This window comes from Kosakonia sp. YIM B13571, from assembly GCF_042788095.1.
GTDB classification, from domain to species: Bacteria; Pseudomonadota; Gammaproteobacteria; order Enterobacterales; family Enterobacteriaceae; genus Kosakonia; species Kosakonia quasisacchari.
On record NZ_JBHZPL010000001.1, the window covers coordinates 962,865 to 983,720 of the forward strand.

The 20,856-nt window shown below is 52.1% G+C and carries 24 protein-coding genes, 1 tRNA gene and 1 riboswitch; of the genes, 7 read left to right on the forward strand and 18 right to left on the reverse strand.

Annotated features, from left to right (window positions below; genetic code table 11):
* Positions 1 to 54: 54 nt before the first annotated feature.
* The 5 genes from ACFX4O_RS04660 to ACFX4O_RS04680 all read right to left on the reverse strand — a co-directional run bounded on the left by ACFX4O_RS04660 (position 55) and on the right by ACFX4O_RS04680 (position 6,220).
* Positions 55 to 837: a heme ABC transporter ATP-binding protein gene (locus tag ACFX4O_RS04660; protein WP_380207557.1), complete on the reverse strand. Its 783-nt coding sequence runs from the start codon at positions 835 to 837 to the stop codon at positions 55 to 57.
* Entirely contained in the window at positions 834 to 1,826 is a 993-nt protein-coding gene (locus tag ACFX4O_RS04665; protein ID WP_380207558.1) for a FecCD family ABC transporter permease, read from the reverse strand. Before ACFX4O_RS04665 ends, ACFX4O_RS04660 begins: the two co-directional genes overlap by 4 nt.
* Positions 1,826 to 2,644, reverse strand: a complete 819-nt coding sequence (locus ACFX4O_RS04670) for a hemin ABC transporter substrate-binding protein (RefSeq protein ID WP_380207559.1) — start codon at positions 2,642 to 2,644, stop codon at positions 1,826 to 1,828. Before ACFX4O_RS04670 ends, ACFX4O_RS04665 begins: the two co-directional genes overlap by 1 nt.
* Positions 2,641 to 3,693: a hemin-degrading factor gene (locus ACFX4O_RS04675; protein WP_380207560.1), complete on the reverse strand. Its 1,053-nt coding sequence runs from the start codon at positions 3,691 to 3,693 to the stop codon at positions 2,641 to 2,643. Before ACFX4O_RS04675 ends, ACFX4O_RS04670 begins: the two co-directional genes overlap by 4 nt.
* Positions 3,694 to 3,844: 151 nt before the next feature.
* Positions 3,845 to 6,220 carry a TonB-dependent receptor domain-containing protein gene (locus ACFX4O_RS04680; RefSeq protein WP_380207561.1) on the reverse strand — a complete coding sequence of 792 codons (2,376 nt, stop codon included), beginning with the start codon at positions 6,218 to 6,220 and terminating at the stop codon, positions 3,845 to 3,847.
* 227 nt (positions 6,221 to 6,447) lie between these two features.
* Here ACFX4O_RS04680 and ACFX4O_RS04685 point away from each other — a divergent pair, with 227 nt between their 5' ends.
* The gene (locus ACFX4O_RS04685) at positions 6,448 to 6,732 is read left to right on the forward strand and encodes a SelT/SelW/SelH family protein (protein WP_380207562.1); all 285 of its coding nucleotides are present in this window, start codon (positions 6,448 to 6,450) and stop codon (positions 6,730 to 6,732) included.
* A gap of 211 nt (positions 6,733 to 6,943) precedes the next feature.
* On the opposite strand, the gene ACFX4O_RS04690 is transcribed toward ACFX4O_RS04685, so the two are convergent.
* The 3 genes from ACFX4O_RS04690 to ACFX4O_RS04700 form a co-directional block, all read right to left on the reverse strand.
* Positions 6,944 to 7,054: a hypothetical protein gene (locus tag ACFX4O_RS04690; protein ID WP_328590664.1), complete on the reverse strand. Its 111-nt coding sequence runs from the start codon at positions 7,052 to 7,054 to the stop codon at positions 6,944 to 6,946.
* Positions 7,055 to 7,516: 462 nt separating this feature from the next.
* Positions 7,517 to 7,738, reverse strand: a complete 222-nt coding sequence (locus ACFX4O_RS04695) for a hypothetical protein (protein WP_380207563.1) — start codon at positions 7,736 to 7,738, stop codon at positions 7,517 to 7,519.
* Positions 7,739 to 7,838: 100 nt separating this feature from the next.
* Positions 7,839 to 8,012, reverse strand: coding sequence for a general stress protein (locus tag ACFX4O_RS04700; RefSeq protein WP_131409948.1), 174 nt, complete (start codon positions 8,010 to 8,012; stop codon positions 7,839 to 7,841).
* A 323-nt stretch (positions 8,013 to 8,335) separates the two neighbouring features.
* On the opposite strand from ACFX4O_RS04700, the gene ACFX4O_RS04705 reads away from it, so the two are divergent.
* On the forward strand, positions 8,336 to 8,662 hold the full coding sequence (locus ACFX4O_RS04705) for a four-helix bundle copper-binding protein (protein ID WP_131409946.1): 327 nt from the start codon (positions 8,336 to 8,338) through the stop codon (positions 8,660 to 8,662).
* Positions 8,663 to 8,707: 45 nt separating this feature from the next.
* Here the strand turns inward: ACFX4O_RS04705 and crcB are convergent, their stop codons facing one another.
* Together crcB and mntP are read right to left on the reverse strand one after the other, a co-directional pair.
* Positions 8,708 to 9,085, reverse strand: coding sequence for a fluoride efflux transporter CrcB (gene crcB, locus ACFX4O_RS04710; RefSeq protein ID WP_380207564.1), 378 nt, complete (start codon positions 9,083 to 9,085; stop codon positions 8,708 to 8,710).
* Between the two features lie 76 nt (positions 9,086 to 9,161).
* Positions 9,162 to 9,231, reverse strand: a riboswitch (Fluoride riboswitch).
* 30 nt (positions 9,232 to 9,261) lie between these two features.
* The gene (gene mntP / locus ACFX4O_RS04715; RefSeq protein WP_380207565.1) at positions 9,262 to 9,831 is read right to left on the reverse strand and encodes a manganese efflux pump MntP; all 570 of its coding nucleotides are present in this window, start codon (positions 9,829 to 9,831) and stop codon (positions 9,262 to 9,264) included.
* A gap of 258 nt (positions 9,832 to 10,089) precedes the next feature.
* Between mntP and zinT the strand changes: the two genes are divergently transcribed.
* Positions 10,090 to 10,734 (forward strand): metal-binding protein ZinT, encoded by a 645-nt coding sequence (gene zinT, locus ACFX4O_RS04720; protein WP_380207566.1) that lies wholly within the window; start codon positions 10,090 to 10,092, stop codon positions 10,732 to 10,734.
* A gap of 240 nt (positions 10,735 to 10,974) precedes the next feature.
* Complete coding sequence (locus ACFX4O_RS04725; protein WP_380207567.1) at positions 10,975 to 11,355, forward strand: hypothetical protein; 381 nt, start codon at positions 10,975 to 10,977, stop codon at positions 11,353 to 11,355.
* A gap of 18 nt (positions 11,356 to 11,373) precedes the next feature.
* On the opposite strand, the gene ACFX4O_RS04730 is transcribed toward ACFX4O_RS04725, so the two are convergent.
* Positions 11,374 to 12,009: a TetR/AcrR family transcriptional regulator gene (locus ACFX4O_RS04730; protein WP_380207568.1), complete on the reverse strand. Its 636-nt coding sequence runs from the start codon at positions 12,007 to 12,009 to the stop codon at positions 11,374 to 11,376.
* Positions 12,010 to 12,259: 250 nt separating this feature from the next.
* On the opposite strand from ACFX4O_RS04730, the gene bhsA reads away from it, so the two are divergent.
* Together bhsA and ACFX4O_RS04740 are read left to right on the forward strand one after the other, a co-directional pair.
* Complete coding sequence (bhsA, locus tag ACFX4O_RS04735) at positions 12,260 to 12,517, forward strand: multiple stress resistance protein BhsA (RefSeq protein WP_131409934.1); 258 nt, start codon at positions 12,260 to 12,262, stop codon at positions 12,515 to 12,517.
* Between the two features lie 86 nt (positions 12,518 to 12,603).
* On the forward strand, positions 12,604 to 12,813 hold the full coding sequence (locus tag ACFX4O_RS04740) for a DUF1471 domain-containing protein (protein ID WP_017458785.1): 210 nt from the start codon (positions 12,604 to 12,606) through the stop codon (positions 12,811 to 12,813).
* Between the two features lie 181 nt (positions 12,814 to 12,994).
* On the opposite strand, the gene ACFX4O_RS04745 is transcribed toward ACFX4O_RS04740, so the two are convergent.
* The 4 genes from ACFX4O_RS04745 to proB form a co-directional block, all read right to left on the reverse strand.
* A complete protein-coding gene (locus tag ACFX4O_RS04745; RefSeq protein ID WP_380207569.1) occupies positions 12,995 to 13,738 on the reverse strand; it encodes a hypothetical protein in 744 nt (247 codons plus the stop codon).
* Positions 13,739 to 14,319: 581 nt separating this feature from the next.
* Positions 14,320 to 14,395: transfer RNA gene (locus ACFX4O_RS04750), tRNA-Thr, on the reverse strand.
* 111 nt (positions 14,396 to 14,506) lie between these two features.
* On the reverse strand, positions 14,507 to 15,760 hold the full coding sequence (proA, locus tag ACFX4O_RS04755; RefSeq protein WP_380207570.1) for a glutamate-5-semialdehyde dehydrogenase: 1,254 nt from the start codon (positions 15,758 to 15,760) through the stop codon (positions 14,507 to 14,509).
* A gap of 11 nt (positions 15,761 to 15,771) precedes the next feature.
* Entirely contained in the window at positions 15,772 to 16,875 is a 1,104-nt protein-coding gene (gene proB, locus ACFX4O_RS04760; protein WP_131409906.1) for a glutamate 5-kinase, read from the reverse strand.
* Positions 16,876 to 17,172: 297 nt separating this feature from the next.
* Here proB and phoE point away from each other — a divergent pair, with 297 nt between their 5' ends.
* On the forward strand, positions 17,173 to 18,273 hold the full coding sequence (phoE, locus tag ACFX4O_RS04765; RefSeq protein ID WP_131409904.1) for a phosphoporin PhoE: 1,101 nt from the start codon (positions 17,173 to 17,175) through the stop codon (positions 18,271 to 18,273).
* Positions 18,274 to 18,412: 139 nt separating this feature from the next.
* Here phoE and crl read toward each other — a convergent pair whose 3' ends face one another.
* The 3 genes from crl to gpt form a co-directional block, all read right to left on the reverse strand.
* A complete protein-coding gene (crl, locus tag ACFX4O_RS04770) occupies positions 18,413 to 18,811 on the reverse strand; it encodes a sigma factor-binding protein Crl (protein ID WP_017458780.1) in 399 nt (132 codons plus the stop codon).
* 57 nt (positions 18,812 to 18,868) lie between these two features.
* The gene (gene frsA, locus ACFX4O_RS04775; protein ID WP_131409902.1) at positions 18,869 to 20,113 is read right to left on the reverse strand and encodes an esterase FrsA; all 1,245 of its coding nucleotides are present in this window, start codon (positions 20,111 to 20,113) and stop codon (positions 18,869 to 18,871) included.
* Between the two features lie 108 nt (positions 20,114 to 20,221).
* A complete protein-coding gene (gpt, locus tag ACFX4O_RS04780; RefSeq protein ID WP_072567436.1) occupies positions 20,222 to 20,680 on the reverse strand; it encodes a xanthine phosphoribosyltransferase in 459 nt (152 codons plus the stop codon).
* Positions 20,681 to 20,856: the final 176 nt, after the last annotated feature.

The window sequence follows — 20,856 nt, forward strand, 5'->3', positions numbered from 1 at the left end:
AGTCACACTAAACTTTAGCAAAAATACGGCTTCATCAGCCAACAGTGGCGTTTATCAGATAGAGAGAAAAACCTGCGGCGTATTCACGCCCGGATGCTGACTCACCTCAACCTCGGCACCGTACCACTGCGCGATAAGCGGCGTCTGAATCACCTGTTCCGGCGTGCCTTGCGCCACCAGTTTTCCCTGATGTAATAGCAAGATCCTGTCCGCCCACAGCGCAGCAAGGTTGAGATCGTGAAGCACCGCGCAGACGTGCAGTTTGCCGCTAAACGTCAGCCGTTTTAGCAAGCGCAGCACCTGCTGCTGGTGGTAGAGATCGAGCGCCGAAGTCGGTTCATCAAGAAACAACCACCCTTCCGGGCCGTCATGATGCCACAACTGCGCGAGGCAGCGCGCCAGTTGTACTCGCTGCTGTTCGCCGCCGGACAAGGTGACATAACGCCGCCCAAGCAGCGCGTCACAGCCGGTCAGCGTCACCACCTGCTGCACAATTTCGCGTTCGCGCACTTGATGTTGCCCCCAGGGCGCACGCCCCATCGCGATAATAGCGTCCACCGGCCAGTCAAAACCGAGAGTGGTCTGTTGCAACATGACCGCCCGGCGGCGCGAAAGCGCTTGCGCCGTCCACGCCTTTAACGGTTTGCCTTCCAGATAGCACTCCCCTGCCGCCGGCAGAAAACCGGTCAACAGGCGCAGCAACGTCGATTTCCCCGCGCCGTTCGGGCCAATCAGCGCCACCCTTTCGCCGCTGGTCAGCGTCAGGGAAACATCGTCAATCAGTCGCCGGGAACCGGCGTTGAGCCGCAGATGCGCGGCAGTTAAGCACATATTCATGACTCCGCCTTAGGCTGGCGGAAAATCAGCCATAAAAACCACGGTGCGCCGAGCATGCTGGTCAGCAGGCCAACCGGCATTTCGGCGGGCGCAACAACGGTGCGCGCCACAGTATCGGCAGCCAGCAACAACATTGCCCCGGCCAGCAAGGAGCCGGGCACCAGCGCACGGTGATCCGGCCCCAGCCACATACGCATTAAATGCGGCACCACCAGGCCAACAAAGCTGATAATGCCGCTCACCGCAACCGCCGTCGCCACCAGCAGCGCACTGCACACCAGTAATACGCGCTGGAGCCGCGGTACATTGATGCCCAGATAGTGCGCCTCTTCATCGCCCAGTTGCAGCAGATTAAGTGCGCTGGCCACGCGCCACACCACCAGCGATGCGGGCAGGATCAGACTGGCGGCGACCGATAATGTCGACCATTCGATCTGCCCAAGGCTGCCCATTCCCCACTGCGAAAGCTGGCGCAATTGTGCGTCGTTGCTGATCCACGAAAGGACGCCAACGCCCGCACCACAAAGTGCATTAATGGCAATCCCCACCAGCAGCAGCCGGGATAACGCGGCATCTCCCGCTTTACTGAGCAGATAAATCACCATCATTACCGCCAGGCTGCCGATAAACGCCGCCAGCATCGGCGTATACAGCGCCACCAGCGGCGAAACGGTAATTGGCAGCACCAGCCAACAGGCGACCGTTAACGACGCGCCACCGCTGATGCCCAGTAATCCGGGGTCGGCAAGCGGGTTGCGAAACAGCCCCTGCATTACGCAACCGGAAAGCGCCAGCGCCGCGCCAACCAGCTGCGCCAGCAGCACGCGCGGCAAACGCACCGTCAGCCAGATTTGGCGCAGCGCATCGTCACCAGCCAGCCATACACTTGCGAGCGGCAGTTGCATCGCACCCTGTGTGCTTGCCAGCCCCATCAACCCAAGCAGCAGCAACATAAGCCCCCAGAGCGTGCGGGAAATGCGGCGGTTCATCAGGGCAGTTGCTCCGCTTTTTTACGCAGCGCAAGCAGCGCCTGCGGGGTGCGCAAGCCAAAACCCAGCAGTGCGACATCATCGACCAGCAACACCTGTTTATTGCGCCCGGCGGGTGTTTGTGCCAGACCTGGCAGCCGCCACAGATTCTGTTCACCGCCCATCGCTTTTACGCCGTCGGCGGAAATGACCACCAGATCCGGCTGGCTGGCAATCACCCCTTCTTGCGACATCGCACGGTAGTGGTCAAAACCTTGCATCGCATTTTGTAACCCCGCCTCACGTAAAGCGCCGTCGGCGGCGGTTTTCTGCCCGGCCACCATCGTCCCCATACCGCCGTGACTGAGGATAAACAGCACGCGTTTGTTCAGCGGCTGTTTCGGCAGTGCGGCAATCTCGCCCGCCAGCCTTTTACGCAGCCGCGCCCCTTCATCGTTTTTTCCGATGGCATCCGCAATGACCGCAATTTTTTGATCAATCGCCGCCAGTGAATAGCCACCCGGCACCGAAACCACCCTGACGTGGTTGTCCTGCACTTTTTGCAACACCAGTGAAGGTTGCGCCTGGTCACTGGCCAGCACCAGCGTTGGACGCAGTGAAAGAATGCCTTCGGTATTGAGCTGACGGACATAACCGACATCCGGCAGCTTTTGCGCGTCGGCGGGCCAGGTGCTGGTGCTGTCGCGCCCAACCAACTGCGCTTGCACATTCAACCCGTAGACAATTTCAGTGACATCGCCGCCCAGGGAGACAATTTTTTGCCCGGCGGCACTCGCCATCAGCGGCAGCACCGCTAGCAGGATCAGCAGTTTTTTCATGCAGCTTTTCCCGGGTTGGTTAACGCATCAATTTGGGTGCGCCAATGGCTTTGCTCCGGTTGACCTTCGCTACGCTGTCCGTAAAGCTGAGCGATTTGCGTGCCATCTTTGGCAAACAGCTCAAGGCTGGTGACATGGCCGTCGGCGGTGGGTTTACGTGTTACCCAGCTTTCGGCGATCGCTGTATCACGCAGATGCAGAGTGAAATTTTCATTGAAGATGTTGGTCCAGCTTTTCATCGGCGTCAGTTTTTCCAACGCGCCAGTAAAGATCTGCACACAACCACGGTTGCCGACGAAGATCATGATTTCGTTCCCCTGCTGTAGCACCGTTTCCAGCAGGTTTGGTAGCGCGTCATTACCGACCTGACAGGCAAGATCGTCGCCCACCAGCCGAAACGCCTGCTGCCGCGAGAGGTTGTACTTTTTCAGCAAGCCAAAGAATTGATGCACATCCGTCATGGCGCGCCATTCGCTATCCAGCGCTGCGCCATCAGCGTGTTCCGCGTGTTGTTCGCAGGCGGCTTCAGTGAGTGTTAACGGCAGGTTCTCCGGCGCGGTAAATCGGGCGATGATCCCGTTCCAGACGTCAATGTCGGTGCGTTCTGTCAGATAGACCTTCAGTATCGCATCGCCTTGCCGATCAAAAAATTGAATGCTCTGACGCTCACCGCGCGGGCTTTGTTCCCGCAAATGAAAGGCGCTGGCCCACTGGCTGATAAACAAGCGCAGATCGAGGGCGCGGGGGTTAAGCACCAGCCCGGCACGCTCGCTGATATGCAGGTTGGTGAAACGGCCAATCTGCTCATGAACAGCGTATTCGTTGCGACAAATGCATTTGGTGTCGCCGACCGCTTCCAGCGCGGCGAGGATGTCGCGCATTTCCCCTTGCAAGCGCACGGCGTCGTGGCCGACACGGGCGTAGGTTAATTCGGCTTCGCTTATCGCCATTTCTGTCGCGATGTCGCGGGCGTATTTCGCCGGTTGTTGCGCTTTAATGGCCTGATAGTGCTGCCAGATTGCGGTGAAATCGTGTGGTGTTGCAGGCATATTTTTAACGTCCTTAACTGTTTTAACCCCCGGCAGCGATACCGGGGAGGGAAATGACGGGCTGATTCACAGAGAAATCATTCGTGCTGCGTCGCGGCGGTAAAGCTGTAGCTCTGGCGCTGACAATTGGGCAACGTGAAATGGCATCGCCTTAGAAATCAACATTGACGCCCAGTTGCCATGTCCGCCCCGGCATTACCGCCAGCGCCTTGTCATACGCATTCTGGTTGGTGGTCTCTTCCTGCGTGCGGCTATTCAGGTAATCCCAATATTTACGATCGGTGATGTTGTAAACGCCGCCGTTAATTTTGACGTTTTTCGCCACTTGCCAGTACGCCGTCCAGTCGAGCAGCCCATAGCCCGGCACACGCATATATTCCGAGCTCGAATCGCCCCCCAGAGCTCCGCCGGTGTTGGTGTAGGACTGGCGGTTAGTCGCAGTGGCTTGCTTACCTTTGACGAAGGTTGCAGTCAGCGCCGTACCGTAGCGTTTCGCCGGATCATCCCAGGCGACGCCGACAATCGCTTTCATTGGCGCGACGCTGTCGAGATCGATGTATTTGTCGCCCAGATAGCGCGATTTCGCCTTCCCTTCGCTATAACCATACGCCAGCGTGGCGCTCAGGCCATTGACCTGCTCAAACCAGGTGCCGAAGTTGAATTTCGCGCTGATTTCACCGCCGTAAATAAAGGCTTTATCGCGGTTTTCCGCCTGATAGGTGGTGTAGATGTTAGACGGCACGTTGGTGAATTTATCCGGGTTGCCGGAACGGGTGTAACGGGTATAGGCAATAAAGTTTTTATAACTGTTGTAGAACAGCGCTGTGCGTAGCGTTACGCCCTCAGTCACGTCGCCCTTCATTCCCCACTCGAAGTTATCGCTGGTTTCGGTGTCCAAATCCGTGTTACCGATAAGCGCATATTGCCCGCGCCCCGCATAGCTGGAACCCAGGTTCCAGGAGCCATACAGCTGGCTGGCGTTGGGGAACTGCGCCCCGCGTTTGTATTGCAGGTACGTCATCAGACGCGGCGTGATGTCGTACTGGAAAGTCAGCGACGGCAGCAGTTGGGTGTCGGAATTTTTACCGTACAGGGACGACACGTCGGATTCATTCAGCACGCTGCTGTTGGCGGTCAGGCTGGCGAGGTTATCCGGTTTTGTCGACTGATGAACCACGCGCAAGCCGGGAATAATGGCGAAGTGGTGACCATCGGCATCGAAATTGATCTGATCCTGTAGGAATGCGCCTAACGTATAGCTGCGGCTGTCGGCTTCCGGTTGCATGATCTCGCTAAAAGCACTCGGCACCGGCGACTGGTTAAACGGACGCTCGGTTTTACTGGTGCTGGCGTTAAAACCGGCGCTCAGATCGTGACGTCCAACGGTCTTCGCCAGCGCATTCTGAATGCCCCAGGTATCTGTGTCGTAGTTGGAGTAGACCGTTTCCATGGTCGCCGTGACGCTGTCCGGCATGTAGGTGCGGTCATGCGCTTCGGTGTGCTGGTAATAGATTTTGCTGGACATGCTGTCCAGCCAGTTGTTCATGGGCGTCCAGTCATCTTTCAGGCTCACGCCCCAGCGACGTGTCTGGCTGGTTTGCAGAGCGTCGCCAAGAATGGCGCTACCGGCGTTGTTCCACGCATCGTAGTGGGTGTGGTTGGTTTTGTGGTAGTAATCCAGCGTGCCGGTGAACTTGTGTACATCGTTCGGCTGCCAGATACCGGAGGCCATCATCGCATCCGAATGCCAGTTCGCCGGGTAGGCATCAACCGTACCGCTGTTGTTGCGGGTTTGCTGGCCGTCGCGACGGCTGTAGACCACGATGCCACGCAGGGTTTCGTCGCCTGCGGCTCCCGTCACGCCGTTGTGCCAGCTGCGATCCGCAGAGTCATAATCGCTCTGGTAACCAAAGTAGGTCTCTTTGCCTGGGCGCAGATAATCGTCTGCCGATTTCGGGCGGAAGGAGACGTTACCGCCAATGGACGTGTTGGCTTGCTCGGTGCTGGTCGCGCCGGACTGGATATCAACGCTACCGTACATATACGGGTCGATATAATCGCGGCCAATGCCAAAGGTATTAAGGCCTGCGCGGCTTACGTAGCTGCGCCCGGTGGCGTCCGGCTGCGGGATGCCGTCGACATCGATTCCGACGCGGTTACTTTCCAGCCCGCGAATATTGTAGCCAGTGTAGCCCCCGCGATCGAAACCGCTTTTACCGTTGCCGGAACCGCCGCTTGCGCCAGTAGCGCTGATGAGCGGTTCATAACGCATAATCGAGCCAAAGTCTTTCGCACCTTTGTTTTGCAGATCTTGCGCGCTGACGGAATGGGTGCTGCCGGCTTTTAATGCCAGTGCTGGCGCCGTGACGAGCATCTCCTCAGCGTTATCTTGCTGAGCATCCGTGGAAGCTGTCGATGAGGTGCCGTTATCTACCGCAAATGCGGAGGTTTGATACAACGCTGCGAGTAATGAAGTGACCAGCACGCGCTTGTTAAAGCGCAGCGGGGAAAGTTGCGATTTACACATATTGTCTTGTAAGCCTTAGAATTTATTAGTATCAGGCTCACGTATAACTTCCAGGAGACGGCGAAAGATCGCCGTCAGCACAAAAGAGTTGCAGGTTATTGTTATGTTATCGACACCGAAGATAATGATAACAGTTATCATTTGCAATAAATTTGTTATTCCGTCAGATTTTCACCCGCATGATGCTTACACTACCCTTTATCATCCGCGCCTGGAGTCTCTGAAAAATGAATAAACCGGCTATCACTTTGCACTACTGCTCACAATGCAACTGGATGTTACGCGCCAGTTGGATGGCGCAAGAATTACTGCACACGTTTAGTTCGGACCTCGGCTCTGTCACGCTGATACCGGGCACCGGCGGGATTTTTGTTATCGATATCGATGGCAATGTGATTTGGGATCGCAAGCTGGACGGCGGTTTTCCCGATGCGGCAGAGTTAAAACGCCGTGTGCGCGACTATTGCTTCCCGGAAAAACCGCTTGGGCATGTGGAAAAGAAAGCGGAGTAAATCGCTGCGCCCCGCGCCAGCCTGCGACAAGCCGGGCCGTTGCCTGCTTGTGCAGCGCGATGAGCGTTGCGCGCTTCAGTGGTATTGAAAAGAAGTAAAGCCGAATCCGCAGGCGTAAAGTAGCGTTCGAAATATGCGCGCGAGTTTTTACGGAATTTGCCGTTAATTCATTGAATAACGAATAAAAAGGCCGCCGTAGCGACCTTTTTATTTATTTCTTCACCGGCTGGGGTTTTTTATCACCCGATTCCGGCGCGTCATGAGGATCATCTTTTTCAACGTTGAACACAAAATCTCCTCTTGTTGCCTTCAGTTCCCTCACTATAGCTCCTCCGCTGCCATAGAGGCCAAGCGGCAGGCGAAAAAAAATTGCCCATAAAGCGCGGTTGTCGCTGCGACACCTGGTTTTTGAAAACATTGGAATGGGTAAAATTTAGACAAATCATCAATAACATCAACGCGTTAACGATAAAAAAATTCATTCGCAAAGATCGGTTTATTTCATCATAACTCGCTGTTTTATAGCGATTTTCTTGTTGAAATTTGCTAATAATTAGCACGCTTATTGTTAGTAACGAAGATGCAATTGCATGCCTTCAGGCACAACGCGGATTTGCCGAGCCTGAAGGTTATTTTTTATCCATTTTGAATAGGCAAAGTATTGTTCTGATCGTTTTCGCGAAGACAAATTCGTATTGGTTTCCAGCGACTTTCAGCGGCAATCATTGGGCAGGAAACTTAAAACGCTGGCCAGATACAACGTCGTCAGAGAGGTGAAATAGATTTATTGATTATTTTCTTTGGGAGGTCGTTTGCGGTTGGCCATTTTAAGGACAAGACGTTTCTTATAAGGCGGGAGACGTAAATCGACTGTTTCGGTAAAATTAATAGCAATTATTTCGGCTGGATGATGGGAATGTTCAATTAAATTAGTGGATAAACAGGCAGGTAAATTTTCAGATAGTTCATTAATCCTCTCACCCTCGTCATTTTCTTTTGATTCCATTAATACCTCTACGTTTTTAGTTTTAAGACATTGTTAATAAAAAATAAACGAGCCGTCTCCGACTCGCTAGCATTCAGAAACTAATGACCATTAAAAGGGGTTATTTTTTTCCACTGCCGTGGCTATTTTCCCCGCCTTTCTTACCGGCTTCTGATGCACGCTCTGGGTCATTTTTAAAATTACCGCCGCTGTGCTGACCGCCTTTACGTCCCGCTTCGGAGGCTTTCTCACGATCTTCAGCGAAATTACCGGAACCGCCTCTATGTTCAGCCATGTTATATCTCCACATCTCGTTTTCGATATAATCGATACGGTTAACAAGCCATATCAATCGCGTTGGAACCTTAAGTCTGGCTATTTATCTCAATTAGTCAATTAATCATCTAAAAATATATCAATATAAAAATTAAAACACTACAGGAAATATTTAAACACATATGTTTTATATTAAATAAATCTTTTTATTTATAAGCGAGTTACCCAAGAATTTTTTACCTCAAAAAAGTGCTCATATGAGGAAATGTGTAAATAAAATGGTAGGGATAAATATTCTGTGCACACTTATCACATGACACACAAATATTGTGGAGATAAACCATGCATACAGAACACCAACGATGCGCAGAGGCCTGTTATCAATGCGCTGCGGCTTGCGAACACTGTGCGCTTTCTTGCCTGCAGGAAAAGAATATCGACATGATGCGTGAATGCATCAAGCTGGATGTACAGTGTGCCGCCCTGTGCCGCCTTGCCGGCCAATTTATGGCGCTGGAAAGCAAACATTTACTCTCACTGTGCCGGATTTGCGTCGATGTGTGCAAAGCCTGCGCCGAAGAGTGCAGTAAGCATCAGCTTCAACACTGCCAGCAATGCGCTAAGCGTTGCAGGGTTTGCGCGGAAGCCTGTCTGCAAATGACAGCCTGAAGTAAGCTGCGAACAGAAGGGAGCAACACTGCTCCCTCTTCTTTATCAATACCAGGCATTTATCAGCGCAAACCCCAGCGCTGTCATTAAAATCGATCCCACCACATGCACCAGCACAGAAGCCAGAGCCCATGCATAGTTGCCCGTTTGCAACTGGGCAAAAATCTCCAGAGAAAAAGTGGAAAACGTGGTCATGCCGCCGCATAAACCCGTGGTGATCAGCAGCCGCCAGTTGGGATCCAGATGCGGCTGGCGAGTAAAGAATGCCAGTGCGCCGCCAATAATCAGCCCACCGAGTAAATTTACCAGCAGCGTGCCAGGTGGCAGGTTGGGAAACAGCGTATTTAAACGAATCGCGAGCAGCCAGCGGATCACGCAGCCTGCGGAACCACCGATGATTACAGCAAATAAAGGCTTCAGCATGTTTTTCCTCATCAACGAAGTACGAGGCATGCGGGGAGAGACAAAAGAAAAACGCCCGACATGCCTCCATTACAGAGACATACCAGGCGTCATCAGCTTCTCAGGGAAGCGGTTGGATCAGGTGGAACGCCATCACCCGAACGCGCATTGTTGACGATTTGGTACGTTCAGGCAAGTTACAGTAACCCTAAATGTTCAACCAAAATTGAGCTGCCGATACAGATAAGCACAACACCGCCGAGCACTTCCGCCCATTTACCGATCGCCGCGCCAAGGAAACGCCCCAGCAGCATACCGGTCGTCGCCATGATGGTGGTCGCAAGGCCAATCATCAGCGCCGTCGCCACAATGTTCACATTAAGAAACGCCAGGCCGACACCAACGGCCATCGCATCAAGGCTGGTAGCAACAGCGGTGGTGACCAGCAACCAGAAACCGTGGCGACGCGGCGCTTCGGTTTCTTCATCGGCGGTTTTACTCAGACCTTCTTTCATCATGCGCACGCCAAGCACAAACAGCAGTGCAAAGGCTATCCAGTGATCCCACTGAATGATGTACTGGCTGGCGGCTAAACCCACGGCCCAACCAATAATCGGGGTGATAGCTTCAACAACACCAAAAATCAACCCGGTGCGTAGCGCTTCGCTCACCGGTGGGCGTTTTAACATCGCCCCTTTACCGATAGCGGCGGCAAAAGCATCCATCGACATGCCGAAGGCAAGAATCGTCATTGCATAAAAACTCATTGCTGCCCCTTAAACGCCCTTGTATGAGGGCAAAAACGCAGATACTGCGAAAAGAGCGGCAAGGATGCCACAGCCAAACCAAAAACACAAAAATTACTTATTAATCATCAACATATAGATATTGCTATGTTTTATAGCTGTGGTTATATTGCCCATTAATTCCTCCCGGCAGGTTGGAAAGGCGCGGACAATCTGGCGTTTATTTTTGTTATATTATAACATTTCATTTCGTAACAAATGATAACCAGGGAGCGCAATATGATCATGAAGAAATCGGCCTTTGTAATTGGAATGAGCGTGCTGCTAATGAGCGTGCAGACGTTAGCGCATGACCACCACCACGGCAAACCGCTTACAGACGTGGAGCGTAAAGCCAGCGGAGGCATATTTGATAATAAGGACGTGAAAGACCGGGCGTTGTCCGATTGGGAAGGGATCTGGCAATCTGTGAACCCGTATCTGCTCAGCGGTGAGCTTGATCCGGTGCTGGAGAAAAAAGCAAAACAAGGCGGTAAAAGTGTTGAAGAGTATCGTGCTTATTACCAAAAAGGCTACGCCACTGATGTCGAGATGATTGGCATAGAAAAAAATGTGATGGAGTTTCACGTTGGCAAAACGGCCAATTCCTGCCGTTATGATTATGCAGGCTATAAAATCCTGACCTACACCTCCGGGAAAAAAGGCGTGCGTTATCTGTTTGAATGCAAAGACGCACACGCAAAAGCGCCGAAATATGTGCAGTTCAGCGACCATATTATTGCCCCGCGCCAGTCGCAACATTTCCATATTTTTATGGGCAACGAATCGCAAGAAGCGCTGCTAAAAGAGATGGATAACTGGCCGACATATTACCCGTACAACATGACCAAAGCGCAGATTGTCGACGAGATGCTGCATCACTGATGGTGGCACCGCGGGCGATCTATCCTCTCGCCCGCGTACGGCAACGATCACTTTAGCGCACTGTCAGCCATTCTCTTAACCGGCATTCGGTTACTTCTGGCTGACTTTCAACGCTTCCAGTGCATACTCCTGATCAAGATTTTCGCCCAAGCACCACCGACGCCAATCACCTCATTACCCGCTTTAACCACGCAAACTGCGCGCACCGTTAATTTCGGACATGAAAAGGATGGCGCCAGGTTGACCATTTATGGCGAGCGGTTTTCGTCGGTTGTGCTGATTTCCCATGGCGCAAAAGCCCATCTGAAGATCACCACCGGCAGGAACCGCGATAAAGGTGTGTTTGATTTCACTACTGAGGTATTGCCGGTAACGGCGAGCCATGGCGAAATTTCGCTGCGTATCGCAGTCGATGGTGACGGGAACCACCGCATTGACTGGTCAGAAAATGACAACAACTGGCAATTTGTCGCCCCGGATTCTACCGCCTCAGCGGGAAAAGGGATCGGTGCAAAAGCGTGGGGTTTACGCCATCTCCTCAGCGGATCATGCACTCAGAGCCGTGGCAATTTACCCGCGCGATTTGATACGACGGGTGATGGCAAAGCATCAGACGTTTAAGGCCGTAATGCCATGCCATTACCCTTTGATTAATACCGGCCACAATCGCAGCGTCGTGTCGATAATCTGCTGCAGATTATCCAAACTGACGCCTTCACGCGCACTGACCGACATTCCATGGATGATGCAGCTTAAAAAAAGTGCGGTGGTTTGCACATTTGTTTGCGCCGGGATTTCACCACGCAACTGGCGTTGCAGCAAAAAGGCCAGCAGCGTTTGCTCTTGCGCTGTTTGCCGCTCCCGAATGGTGTCGGCTATCGGTTCCGATAAAGCAGAAACCGTGGCAGAAGTATTGACTAACAAGCAGCCTGCAGGGGTATCGCTACCGGCAAAGCAGTTGGCTAACGCTTGCAGATAATCGCGCAGCGCCTGCTCAACCGTTTTCTCCTCGCAGAAAAGCACCGCCCGATGTTTGGCGGAAAATCGTGCCATATAGCGATCAAGCACGGCTCTGAACAACCCCTCTTTATTGTTAAATTCCGCATACAGCGTCGGTGCTTTTGCGCCGGTGGCTTCAACCAAGTCTGCCAGCGATGTGGCTTCATAACCATGTTGCCAGAACAGCATCATCGCTTTATCCAGCATGGCGTCCCGGTCAAAAATTTTTGGTCGTCCGCGGCCTTTTCTCGTACAACATGTGACGTCGGTAACCATTGTTCCCCCCTTGTTCACATCAATTTAATTAATAATCATTATAAAAACATTACAAAGCGGCTGACCAGCGGAAATTTTTCGAAAAAAAACTCCATCTAAGATATTGAATAATAATTAATTTAAAATTATTTAAACGATCATTATAAAAATAGTATTGACGAGTGATGCAGATCACACTTATCATTTACCTATCGATCGTTAAGTTAATACTTACGACCTCACACTAATCCAGACTCAGAAGGCAAAAGTTATGAAAACCATCAAATCCCTGCTCGCCGTCGCCGTACTTAGCTCCCTCTCTTTCGCCAGCGTTGCCGCCGTTGAAGTGCAATCTACTCCGGCTGACCAGCAAAAAGTGGGTGTAATTTCTGCCAATGCCGGCACCAATCTCTCCTCCTTGCAAAGCGAACTGGCGCAGAAAGCCGATGAAATGGGCGCGAAATCGTTCCGCATTACTTCCGTGACCGGCCCGAACACCCTGCACGGCACTGCGGTGATTTACAAATAAGCTCTGCCGTACAAAACCGGCATTCACAACAGATGTTTAATCGGGCGTTATCGCCCAGCACAAATAAAAATTTAAGGAATACCATTATGAAAACCATCAATTCACTTGCTGTCGCTACTGTGCTTTCCGTCCTGTCATTTGGTGCTTTCGCCCAGAGCGTAACCGCCACTGCTTCTACGCTTGACGAAGCGGAATCCTTAATTGCCGCCAAAGCACAACAGGCTGGCGCTTCATATAAAATCATTGAAGCCAACACCAATAATAATGTTCATATGACGGCTGAACTGACCAAATAAGTATGCTGCCGAACAATACTCTCTAAGCGCCTGCGGGCGCTTTTTTTATGGATAGAACGGTATTTTCCATAGCGTGAATATCATGAAGAGAATATCTGGACGTCGACTCACCTCAATAGCAGTATATTTTTGGTTTGTACGGGGAATTAATTTCCATAATATTTATCACACCCCGATTAAATTACTGAATGGGATTACGTGGATCGACTCTCAAATGTGTATCACCGTTAGTATTCATATTGGCGTAATTAGCCGCAATCAATGCCAGACCTCTGTAATCGGCAATACTATCAGCTCTGGAAGATACGAGGGCCGCACTTGACTTCCATAGTAGATTCACGCGGTTACTTTTCAGATATACCTTAGCATCGTATGAATTGAGTACTACCGCTGTTCCGTATGATGTATCGGTTACTGTTGTGTCATATGCTCCGGTAATTCCATATGTCGGCGTGTAGACCGTCGTTGCACTGCCTGTAGTGTTTGACGTTAAGTTACCGCCACCGAGATAGTTATATGTGGTATTGGCATTCCCGTATGTTGTAGCTGAACTAATGCCGGTCTGACCATAGATCGGAACAGTAACATTACGTGTGCTGGCCACTGCCCCGCTTCTTGCAAATCCTAATAATATTCCCTGATCTGCTTTTTCCGGCTCGTTAACTTGTACATATCCCTGACGTGTCAGCGATGCAGAAACTGCGGCGGCGATTTGATTGTATTCAATCTGGTTAGCGTCATAGAGCGCTTTACTGGCTGGCAAGATGATGAAGCGCTTCCCTACACTCTGGCCTGAGGATAGCGCATTTACCGTTACGAGTGGTTGTTGAGCGCATCCACTTAAAATCGAAATAGACAATACAGCTATAAGTTTTCTCATCACGGTCATCCCTATCAATAAAATGGCGATAAATTCAACATGCATACCTGATGTTATGAACCGACCATTAATATACACGCCGCGTATATTATTTGCGCGCACCATGTATAGGATTTTTGAAATGCAAAATATATCTTTGTCGGGAGAAGATGAGTTATTTCCGATCTACTTCCTGCCAGCGTTAAGAGATACAAGGCACTGGATTAATTAATCCAGCCTGCTGTTATTTTCATAAATGGAACATCGACAATGAAGCTGCAGGTATGATGTGACTCTATGTCGCGTTACGCTTTGAATGCTCAACACGGAAAATGCCTATTTGGGGCAATAGCAAAGCACTTAAGTATAACTTATTGATTATAAAACAAAAAAATAGTACCGATAAAGGCCACCTCCATCAGCGAGCTTATAGCTCTTCTCTTGTCCTTTAGCAGCTTCAACCTTGCGGGCGTTAAGCATCATTGGGGGCACATTTCCTAGACCGAACAGTAGATGCCCCCGATTGCGCCCCCAACAGCATGTTGATTTCAATAGACAGGGGTTGACTTCAAACGACTGAAAACAACGCAAATACTATGTTTTAAAAGGGTTTTATTGAGGTGGATTGACTTGAGAAAACTAGGGGGTGGTGCCGATAATAGGAGTCGAACCTACGACCTTCGCATTACGAATGCGCTGCTCTACCAACTGAGCTATATCGGCCCTGCGATGTGTTCACGAGCGTGAATCACGGTGTAGAAGGTTAAAACTAAGCGGGTGATGCGTCAATGCCCTTGGGAATCAAACGGCTACTTTTGCATCACCCTTTTTCAATTAAGCACGAATCGTGTCGTCGCCGAAACCAATCCACTTATAGGTCGTCAATGCTTCCAGCCCCATCGGGCCGCGCGCATGCAACTTCTGCGTGCTAACCGCCACCTCTGCACCCAGGCCAAACTGTCCGCCGTCGGTAAAACGTGTAGAGGCATTCACATATACCGCAGAGGAGTCCACTTCATTGATAAAGCGGTCTGCATTGCGCAGTGTACGCGTGAGGATGGCATCAGAGTGCTGAGTACCGTGCTGGCGAATATGATCGATGGCCTCATCCAGACCCGCCACGATTTTCACGTTCAGATCCAGCGATAAAAACTCATCGTCGTACTGCTCCGCCTTCACCGCTTCCACTTTCGCCGGGCCGTTTTTCAGCAGTGCCATTGCCTGCTCATCCGCATGCAGTGTCACGCCACTTTCCGCCATCTGCTTGCTCAACGCAGGCAGGAACTGCTGCGCAATAGCCTGATGTACCAGCAGAGTTTCCACCGTGTTGCAGGTACTGGGACGTTGGGTTTTCGCGTTAACGATGATTTTTAACGCCGGATCGATTTCCGCAGATTCATCGACCACTATATGACATACGCCGATACCACCGGTGATCACCGGGATGGTCGACTGCTCGCGGCACAGCTTATGTAAACCAGCACCACCGCGCGGAATCAACATGTCGATGTATTTATCCATGCGCAGCATTTCATTCACCAGCGCGCGGTCCGGGCTTTCGATAGCCTGTACCGCACCGGCCGGTAAGCCGCACTCTTCCAGCGCCTGCTGGATAACTTTTACAGTGGCGGCATTGGTACGCCAGGTCTCTTTACCACCGCGCAGGATCGCGGCGTTACCGGTTTTCAGGCACAAAGAGGCGACATCCACAGTGACATTAGGGCGCGCTTCATAAATCACACCAATCACGCCCAGCGGCACGCGACGGCGCTCAATGCGCAGCCCACTGTCCAACAGACCACCATCAATCACCTGTCCGACCGGGTCCGCCAGTTTGCAGACCTGGCGCACATCGTTGGCGATCGCGGTTAAGCGCACCGGGTTGAGCGCCAGACGGTCAAGCATCGCATCGCTCAGCCCGTTGCGGCGCGCTTCCAGCAGATCCTGTTCGTTCGCGAGCAGGATCTCTTCCGCCTGCGCTTCGAGATAATCAGCGATTTTTTCCAGCACGCGGTTTTTCTCGCGGCTGGAGAGCAATGCCAGCTTGTATGATGCTGCTTTGGCAGCGATGCCCATTTGTTCCAGCATACTTCTGCTCCTTAACGGGTAATCATGTCGTCGCGGTGCACCGCGACAGGGCCGTATTCGTAGCCCAGAATGGCGTCAATCTGCTGCGAGTGTTGCCCGGCAATGCGACGCAACGCATCGCTGTTATAACGGCTTACACCGTGAGCGATATCGCGGCCTTGCAGATTACGAATGCGGATCACTTCACCACGAGAGAAGTTGCCTGTCACGCTTTTAATGCCTTTGGGCAGCAAGGAGCTGCCGCGTTCCAGAATGGCCGCTGTCGCACCTTCATCAACGGTGATTTCACCGGCAGGCGGCGCACCAAAGATCCAGCGTTTACGGCTCTCCAGCGGCGACTCCTGCGCGTGAAAGCGCGTGCCGACGGAAAGACCTTCCATAACATCGCCAATCACACCAGGCTTGCTGCCCGCAGCGATAATGGTGTCGATCCCGGCGCGGCAAGCAACATCAGCGGCTTGCAGTTTGGTACCCATGCCGCCCGTACCGAGGCCGGAAACGCTGTCTCCGGCTATTGCGCGCAGCGCATCGTCGATGCCGTAAACATCTTTAATCAGTTCCGCATCCGGGTTGCTACGCGGGTCGGCAGTAAACAGACCTTGCTGATCGGTCAGCAGCAGCAATTTGTCGGCACCGGCAAGAATAGCGGCGAGTGCGGAGAGGTTGTCGTTGTCGCCGACTTTGATTTCCGTGGTGGCAACGGCATCATTTTCGTTAATCACCGGCACGATATTGTTGTCGAGCAGCGCACGCAGCGTGTCGCGCGCATTGAGGAAACGCTCACGATCTTCCATATCGGCGCGCGTCAGCAGCATCTGCCCAATATGGATCCCGTAAATGGAAAACAGTTGTTCCCACAGTTGAATCAAACGGCTCTGCCCTACCGCCGCCAGCAGTTGTTTCGAGGCGATGGTCGCGGGCAATTCCGGGTAGCCCAGATGCTCGCGCCCGGCGGCAATCGCGCCTGACGTCACAATTACAATTCGGTGCCCGGCGGCGTGTTGCTGCGCGCACTGACGCACCAGTTCAACAATATGGGCGCGGTTCAGGCGACGGGAACCGCCCGTTAAAACACTGGTACCGAGTTTTACCACCAGCGTCTGGCTGTCACTCATGATTCTCTGCCGTTTTTTAAGGAAATATAAGGAAAGTAAATCGTCGTCAGACGTTGTAACAGGAGTCAGAGCGATTGCCAACTGCCAGTGCTATCAGCTCACTTTTTTGTTGCGCGGGATCAGCAAGCGTATCGGCAGTATTTGACACTTTTATGGCACACACAAAAAAACATAACTTTTTAAAAATATTCTTACTTTGTCATAAATGTTTAATTTCGCAGCGTTAAAACCCTTTCTGTTTTTCACGGGGCGTATGCCCAGCGAATATTAGCGCGTTAGTCAAAATCAGGAATCAAAATGAAAAAGAGCACTCTGGCATTAATGGTGATGAGCGTTGTTGCTTCTGCTTCTTCTGTTCACGCAGCGGAAGTTTATAACAAGAACGGCAACAAACTGGACGTGTACGGCAAAGTGAAAGCCATGCACTACTTCAGTGACGATACCACCAACGACGGTGACAAAACTTACGTGCGTTTCGGCTTCAAAGGCGAAACACAGATTAACGATCAGCTGACCGGTTTTGGCCGTTGGGAAGCTGAATTTGCTGGTAACAACGACGAAACCAACAACAACAATTCAGCGACCAGCCAGAAAACCCGTCTGGCGTTTGCTGGTCTGAAAGTCAAAGATTTTGGTTCTATCGACTATGGTCGTAACCTGGGCGTGCTGTACGACGTGGCTTCCATTACGGATATGTTCCCGGAATTCGGTGGCGACGGCCTGGCCCGTACCGATAACTTCATGACCAAACGTACCTCTGGCGTTGCAACTTATCGTAACACCGACTTCTTTGGCATGATCGACGGCCTGAATATGAGCCTGCAGTACCAGGGTAAAAACGAAAGCAACCGCGCTGTCAACAAACAAAACGGCGACGGCTGGGGTACTTCACTTTCCTATAACTTCGGCGGTAGCGCGTTCAGCCTGATTGGCGCTTATGCGAACTCTGACCGTACCAACGCGCAGAACACCGCTGCCTTTGGTCGCGGCGAGAAAGCCGAAGCCTGGGCAACCGGCGCGAAATACGACGCTAACAATCTGTACATCGCCACCATGTACGGCGTCGCTTATAACATGACGCCTGTATCTGCCGCAGCGAGCACCGGGCTGGGTTCAGGTTTTGCTAACAAAACAGAGAACTTTGAAGCGGTTATTCAGTACCAGTTCGACTTCGGTCTGCGTCCGTCTCTGGGCTATGTCCTGACCAAAGGCAAAGACCTGGAAAAAGGTGTTGGCGACGAAGACCTGGTTAACTACGTCGACGTTGGCGCAACTTACTACTTCAACAAGAACTTCTCTGCGATGGTTGACTACAAAATCAACCAGCTTAAAGACGACAACAAACTGGGCCTCGCTAATGACGATGTTGTTGCCGTTGGCGTGACTTACCAGTTCTAAGTTGCCGTAACTGTAATACCCCTCGTTATATTGAATGCCCTCGCGTGAGGGCATTCATTTACCTGATTCAGGTAGAAGGCTGGGAAACTGCGGCCAGGCCCGATAAGCATAAGCTATCGGGCATTTTTTATGCGGGGTTTTACGCGGTGAGCTTCAATTGTTCTTTGAAGTTCTCGGCAGGTTCCAGCTTCAGCTCGAGTGAAGCCAGCAGGGTTTTCGCACGTTCGTGAAAATCGCGCAGCGTGTGCTCTAAACGATCGGTAACTTCCTGATCTTTTATCGCCGTGGGTTTCCATTGCCCTTCTTTATCAAAAAGGCCGAACTGATAACGGTAGGTAAAACGCGTCTCCTGCGCTTCCATTTCCATCCACCAGCCCCAGAACTCTCGTTTTTCCGGCGCGGGTTTAACATTCACGCAAACTGCCAGGCAATCAAAGAAAAAACGGTTCTCTTCGCATTGCTCTTCGCGGATATAAGGCCCTAGCGCAGTAAACTTTTTAATCAACCTGCTTCTCGGATGTCCACTCGGTAACGTCATTGCGATCTCCTTTTGTGAAGCAACTGTTTTACCAAACCGATAGAATTTATCAATCTATTAACGGAAATGATGGTTGATCCATCCGGTTATTTGTTGCAACGCCTTATCAAAATTCCGATAAACCGGATTAAACGGGATTTCCAACAGTTTGCCGTTGCCAGATGACGAGGTGATTAAACGCGACTCCTCCTCCGGACTGAAGGGATCATTTTGCCAGAAACCGGAAAGCATCGGCGTGGGACAACGTCTGCCGAGTAAACCTTGGGTTTTCAGCGAGTAGCGATTCAGTTCCACGCGCAGCGCTTCGTCGGAAGCGTCGTGCATCCCCAGGCGGCTGGCGAGTACATCCAGATACATCTCCGGCACACGTCCCTGGCGCTGCGGATCACTGAGCAGTGCATGCACCACCGGCCCAAGGCAAGCCACCGCTTTCAGGCGTGGAGATTCAAGGTACGCCAGACGCACCGCCACATTAGCGCCAAAGCGAAAACCAAATGCCGCCACCCGCGTGTGATCGATCCACGGAATGTTCGGCAGCGCTTGCAGCGCATGCTGATGCAGCAGGCTGGAGTCCTGCGTCAGTTTCCATTTTGAAGAGAAGCCAACCGACGGCATATCCAGCGTCAGCATCGCTATGCCTTGCGGCGCGAAATAGCGTTCAAACAGGGTGTAATAGTCGCTTTGCAGTCCATCCAGCCCGCCGCACATTAATACCGTCGGGAACGGGCCATCGCCCGGTGGCATATGCAGAAATCCGGTGACTGGCGTGCCGCCAGGAATGGCGAACTCCAGCTCTTTGATCTCCCCCGGCAGACGCTGCACCGCCTCTTCATACGCGCGGTTCGCCAGCGCTTGCGCCTGCTCAGCCAGCGTATCGCCTTTGATATGGGGATAGGCGGCAATACTGAACAAACTGGACGCATGCAGCCAATGGTGACCGCTTACCTCCGGCGCTTGTTCCTGCATCGCTTTTTGCTGCCACAACATGGCCTGCACGGACCATTCATAGATCCAGTTACCGTTACGGTAACCCACCACCGTGTCATACAGTTCCGGGTCGGTGCGTTCAGCCTGACACATCACAATGCGCGCCTGTACTTCGAGGATCTCTCGCGGATCCACGCCGCGCCAAACCCACATCAACCGATTGAGCATGCGATACCAGTGCGGCGGATTTCTGCCATCGAGAGTCGACTGTATCGGCGATTGCGCGCCACGATTAAACCGACGCACCAGCGTCGAGGTTTCGGGGTGCTTGAAGCGGGGTTTAAATAACGTTTCGCTAAGATTGGGCTGTGACATTGCGCGCAGGCTCCGTGTATCTATCACCGGCGGTTATTGTAACCTGTTGCGCGCTAAAAAGAACAACGCCCGGCAAAACCGGGCGTGAGCAAATGTTTCGAAGCAGGATTAACGGCCGCTGATTGGCGGGACAAATGCCACACCCATATCCCACGGTTGCTCAATCCAGGTATCCTGTGGGATATCAATCACATAATCGTCAACCAGCGGACGGCCTGCCGGTTTGGCGAAAATAGTGACGAAATGCGCTTTGGGATACATTTCACGAATGGCAACAGCGGTACCACCGGTGTCCACCAGATCGTCGATCACAATAAAACCTTCACCGTCACCTTCTGCGCGTTTCAGTACGGTCAGCTCACGCTGGTTGTCGTGGTCGTAGCTGGAGATACATACGGTATCAACATGACGAATGCCCAGCTCGCGCGCCAGCAGTGCGCCTGGCACCAGACCACCACGGCTTACGGCAATAATGCCTTTCCATTGTTCTGAAGGCATCAATCGGGCGGCCAGTTTGCGTGCGTGAATCTGCAACATGTCCCAGGTGACGACGTATTTTTCGCTCATGTGAAGTGTCCCAGCCTGTGTTTTAACGGCTTAAAAATTATTCGAGGGGGAAATAGGTTGCGCGAGATTATAGAGATCTGAAGCGCTAAAAACCAGTATTACCCGGCATTACCGGCGCTTTTTCCGCGCACTGGTGCTCGCAGCGCGGCAATAAAGTGGTATTCTCAACGCCATCT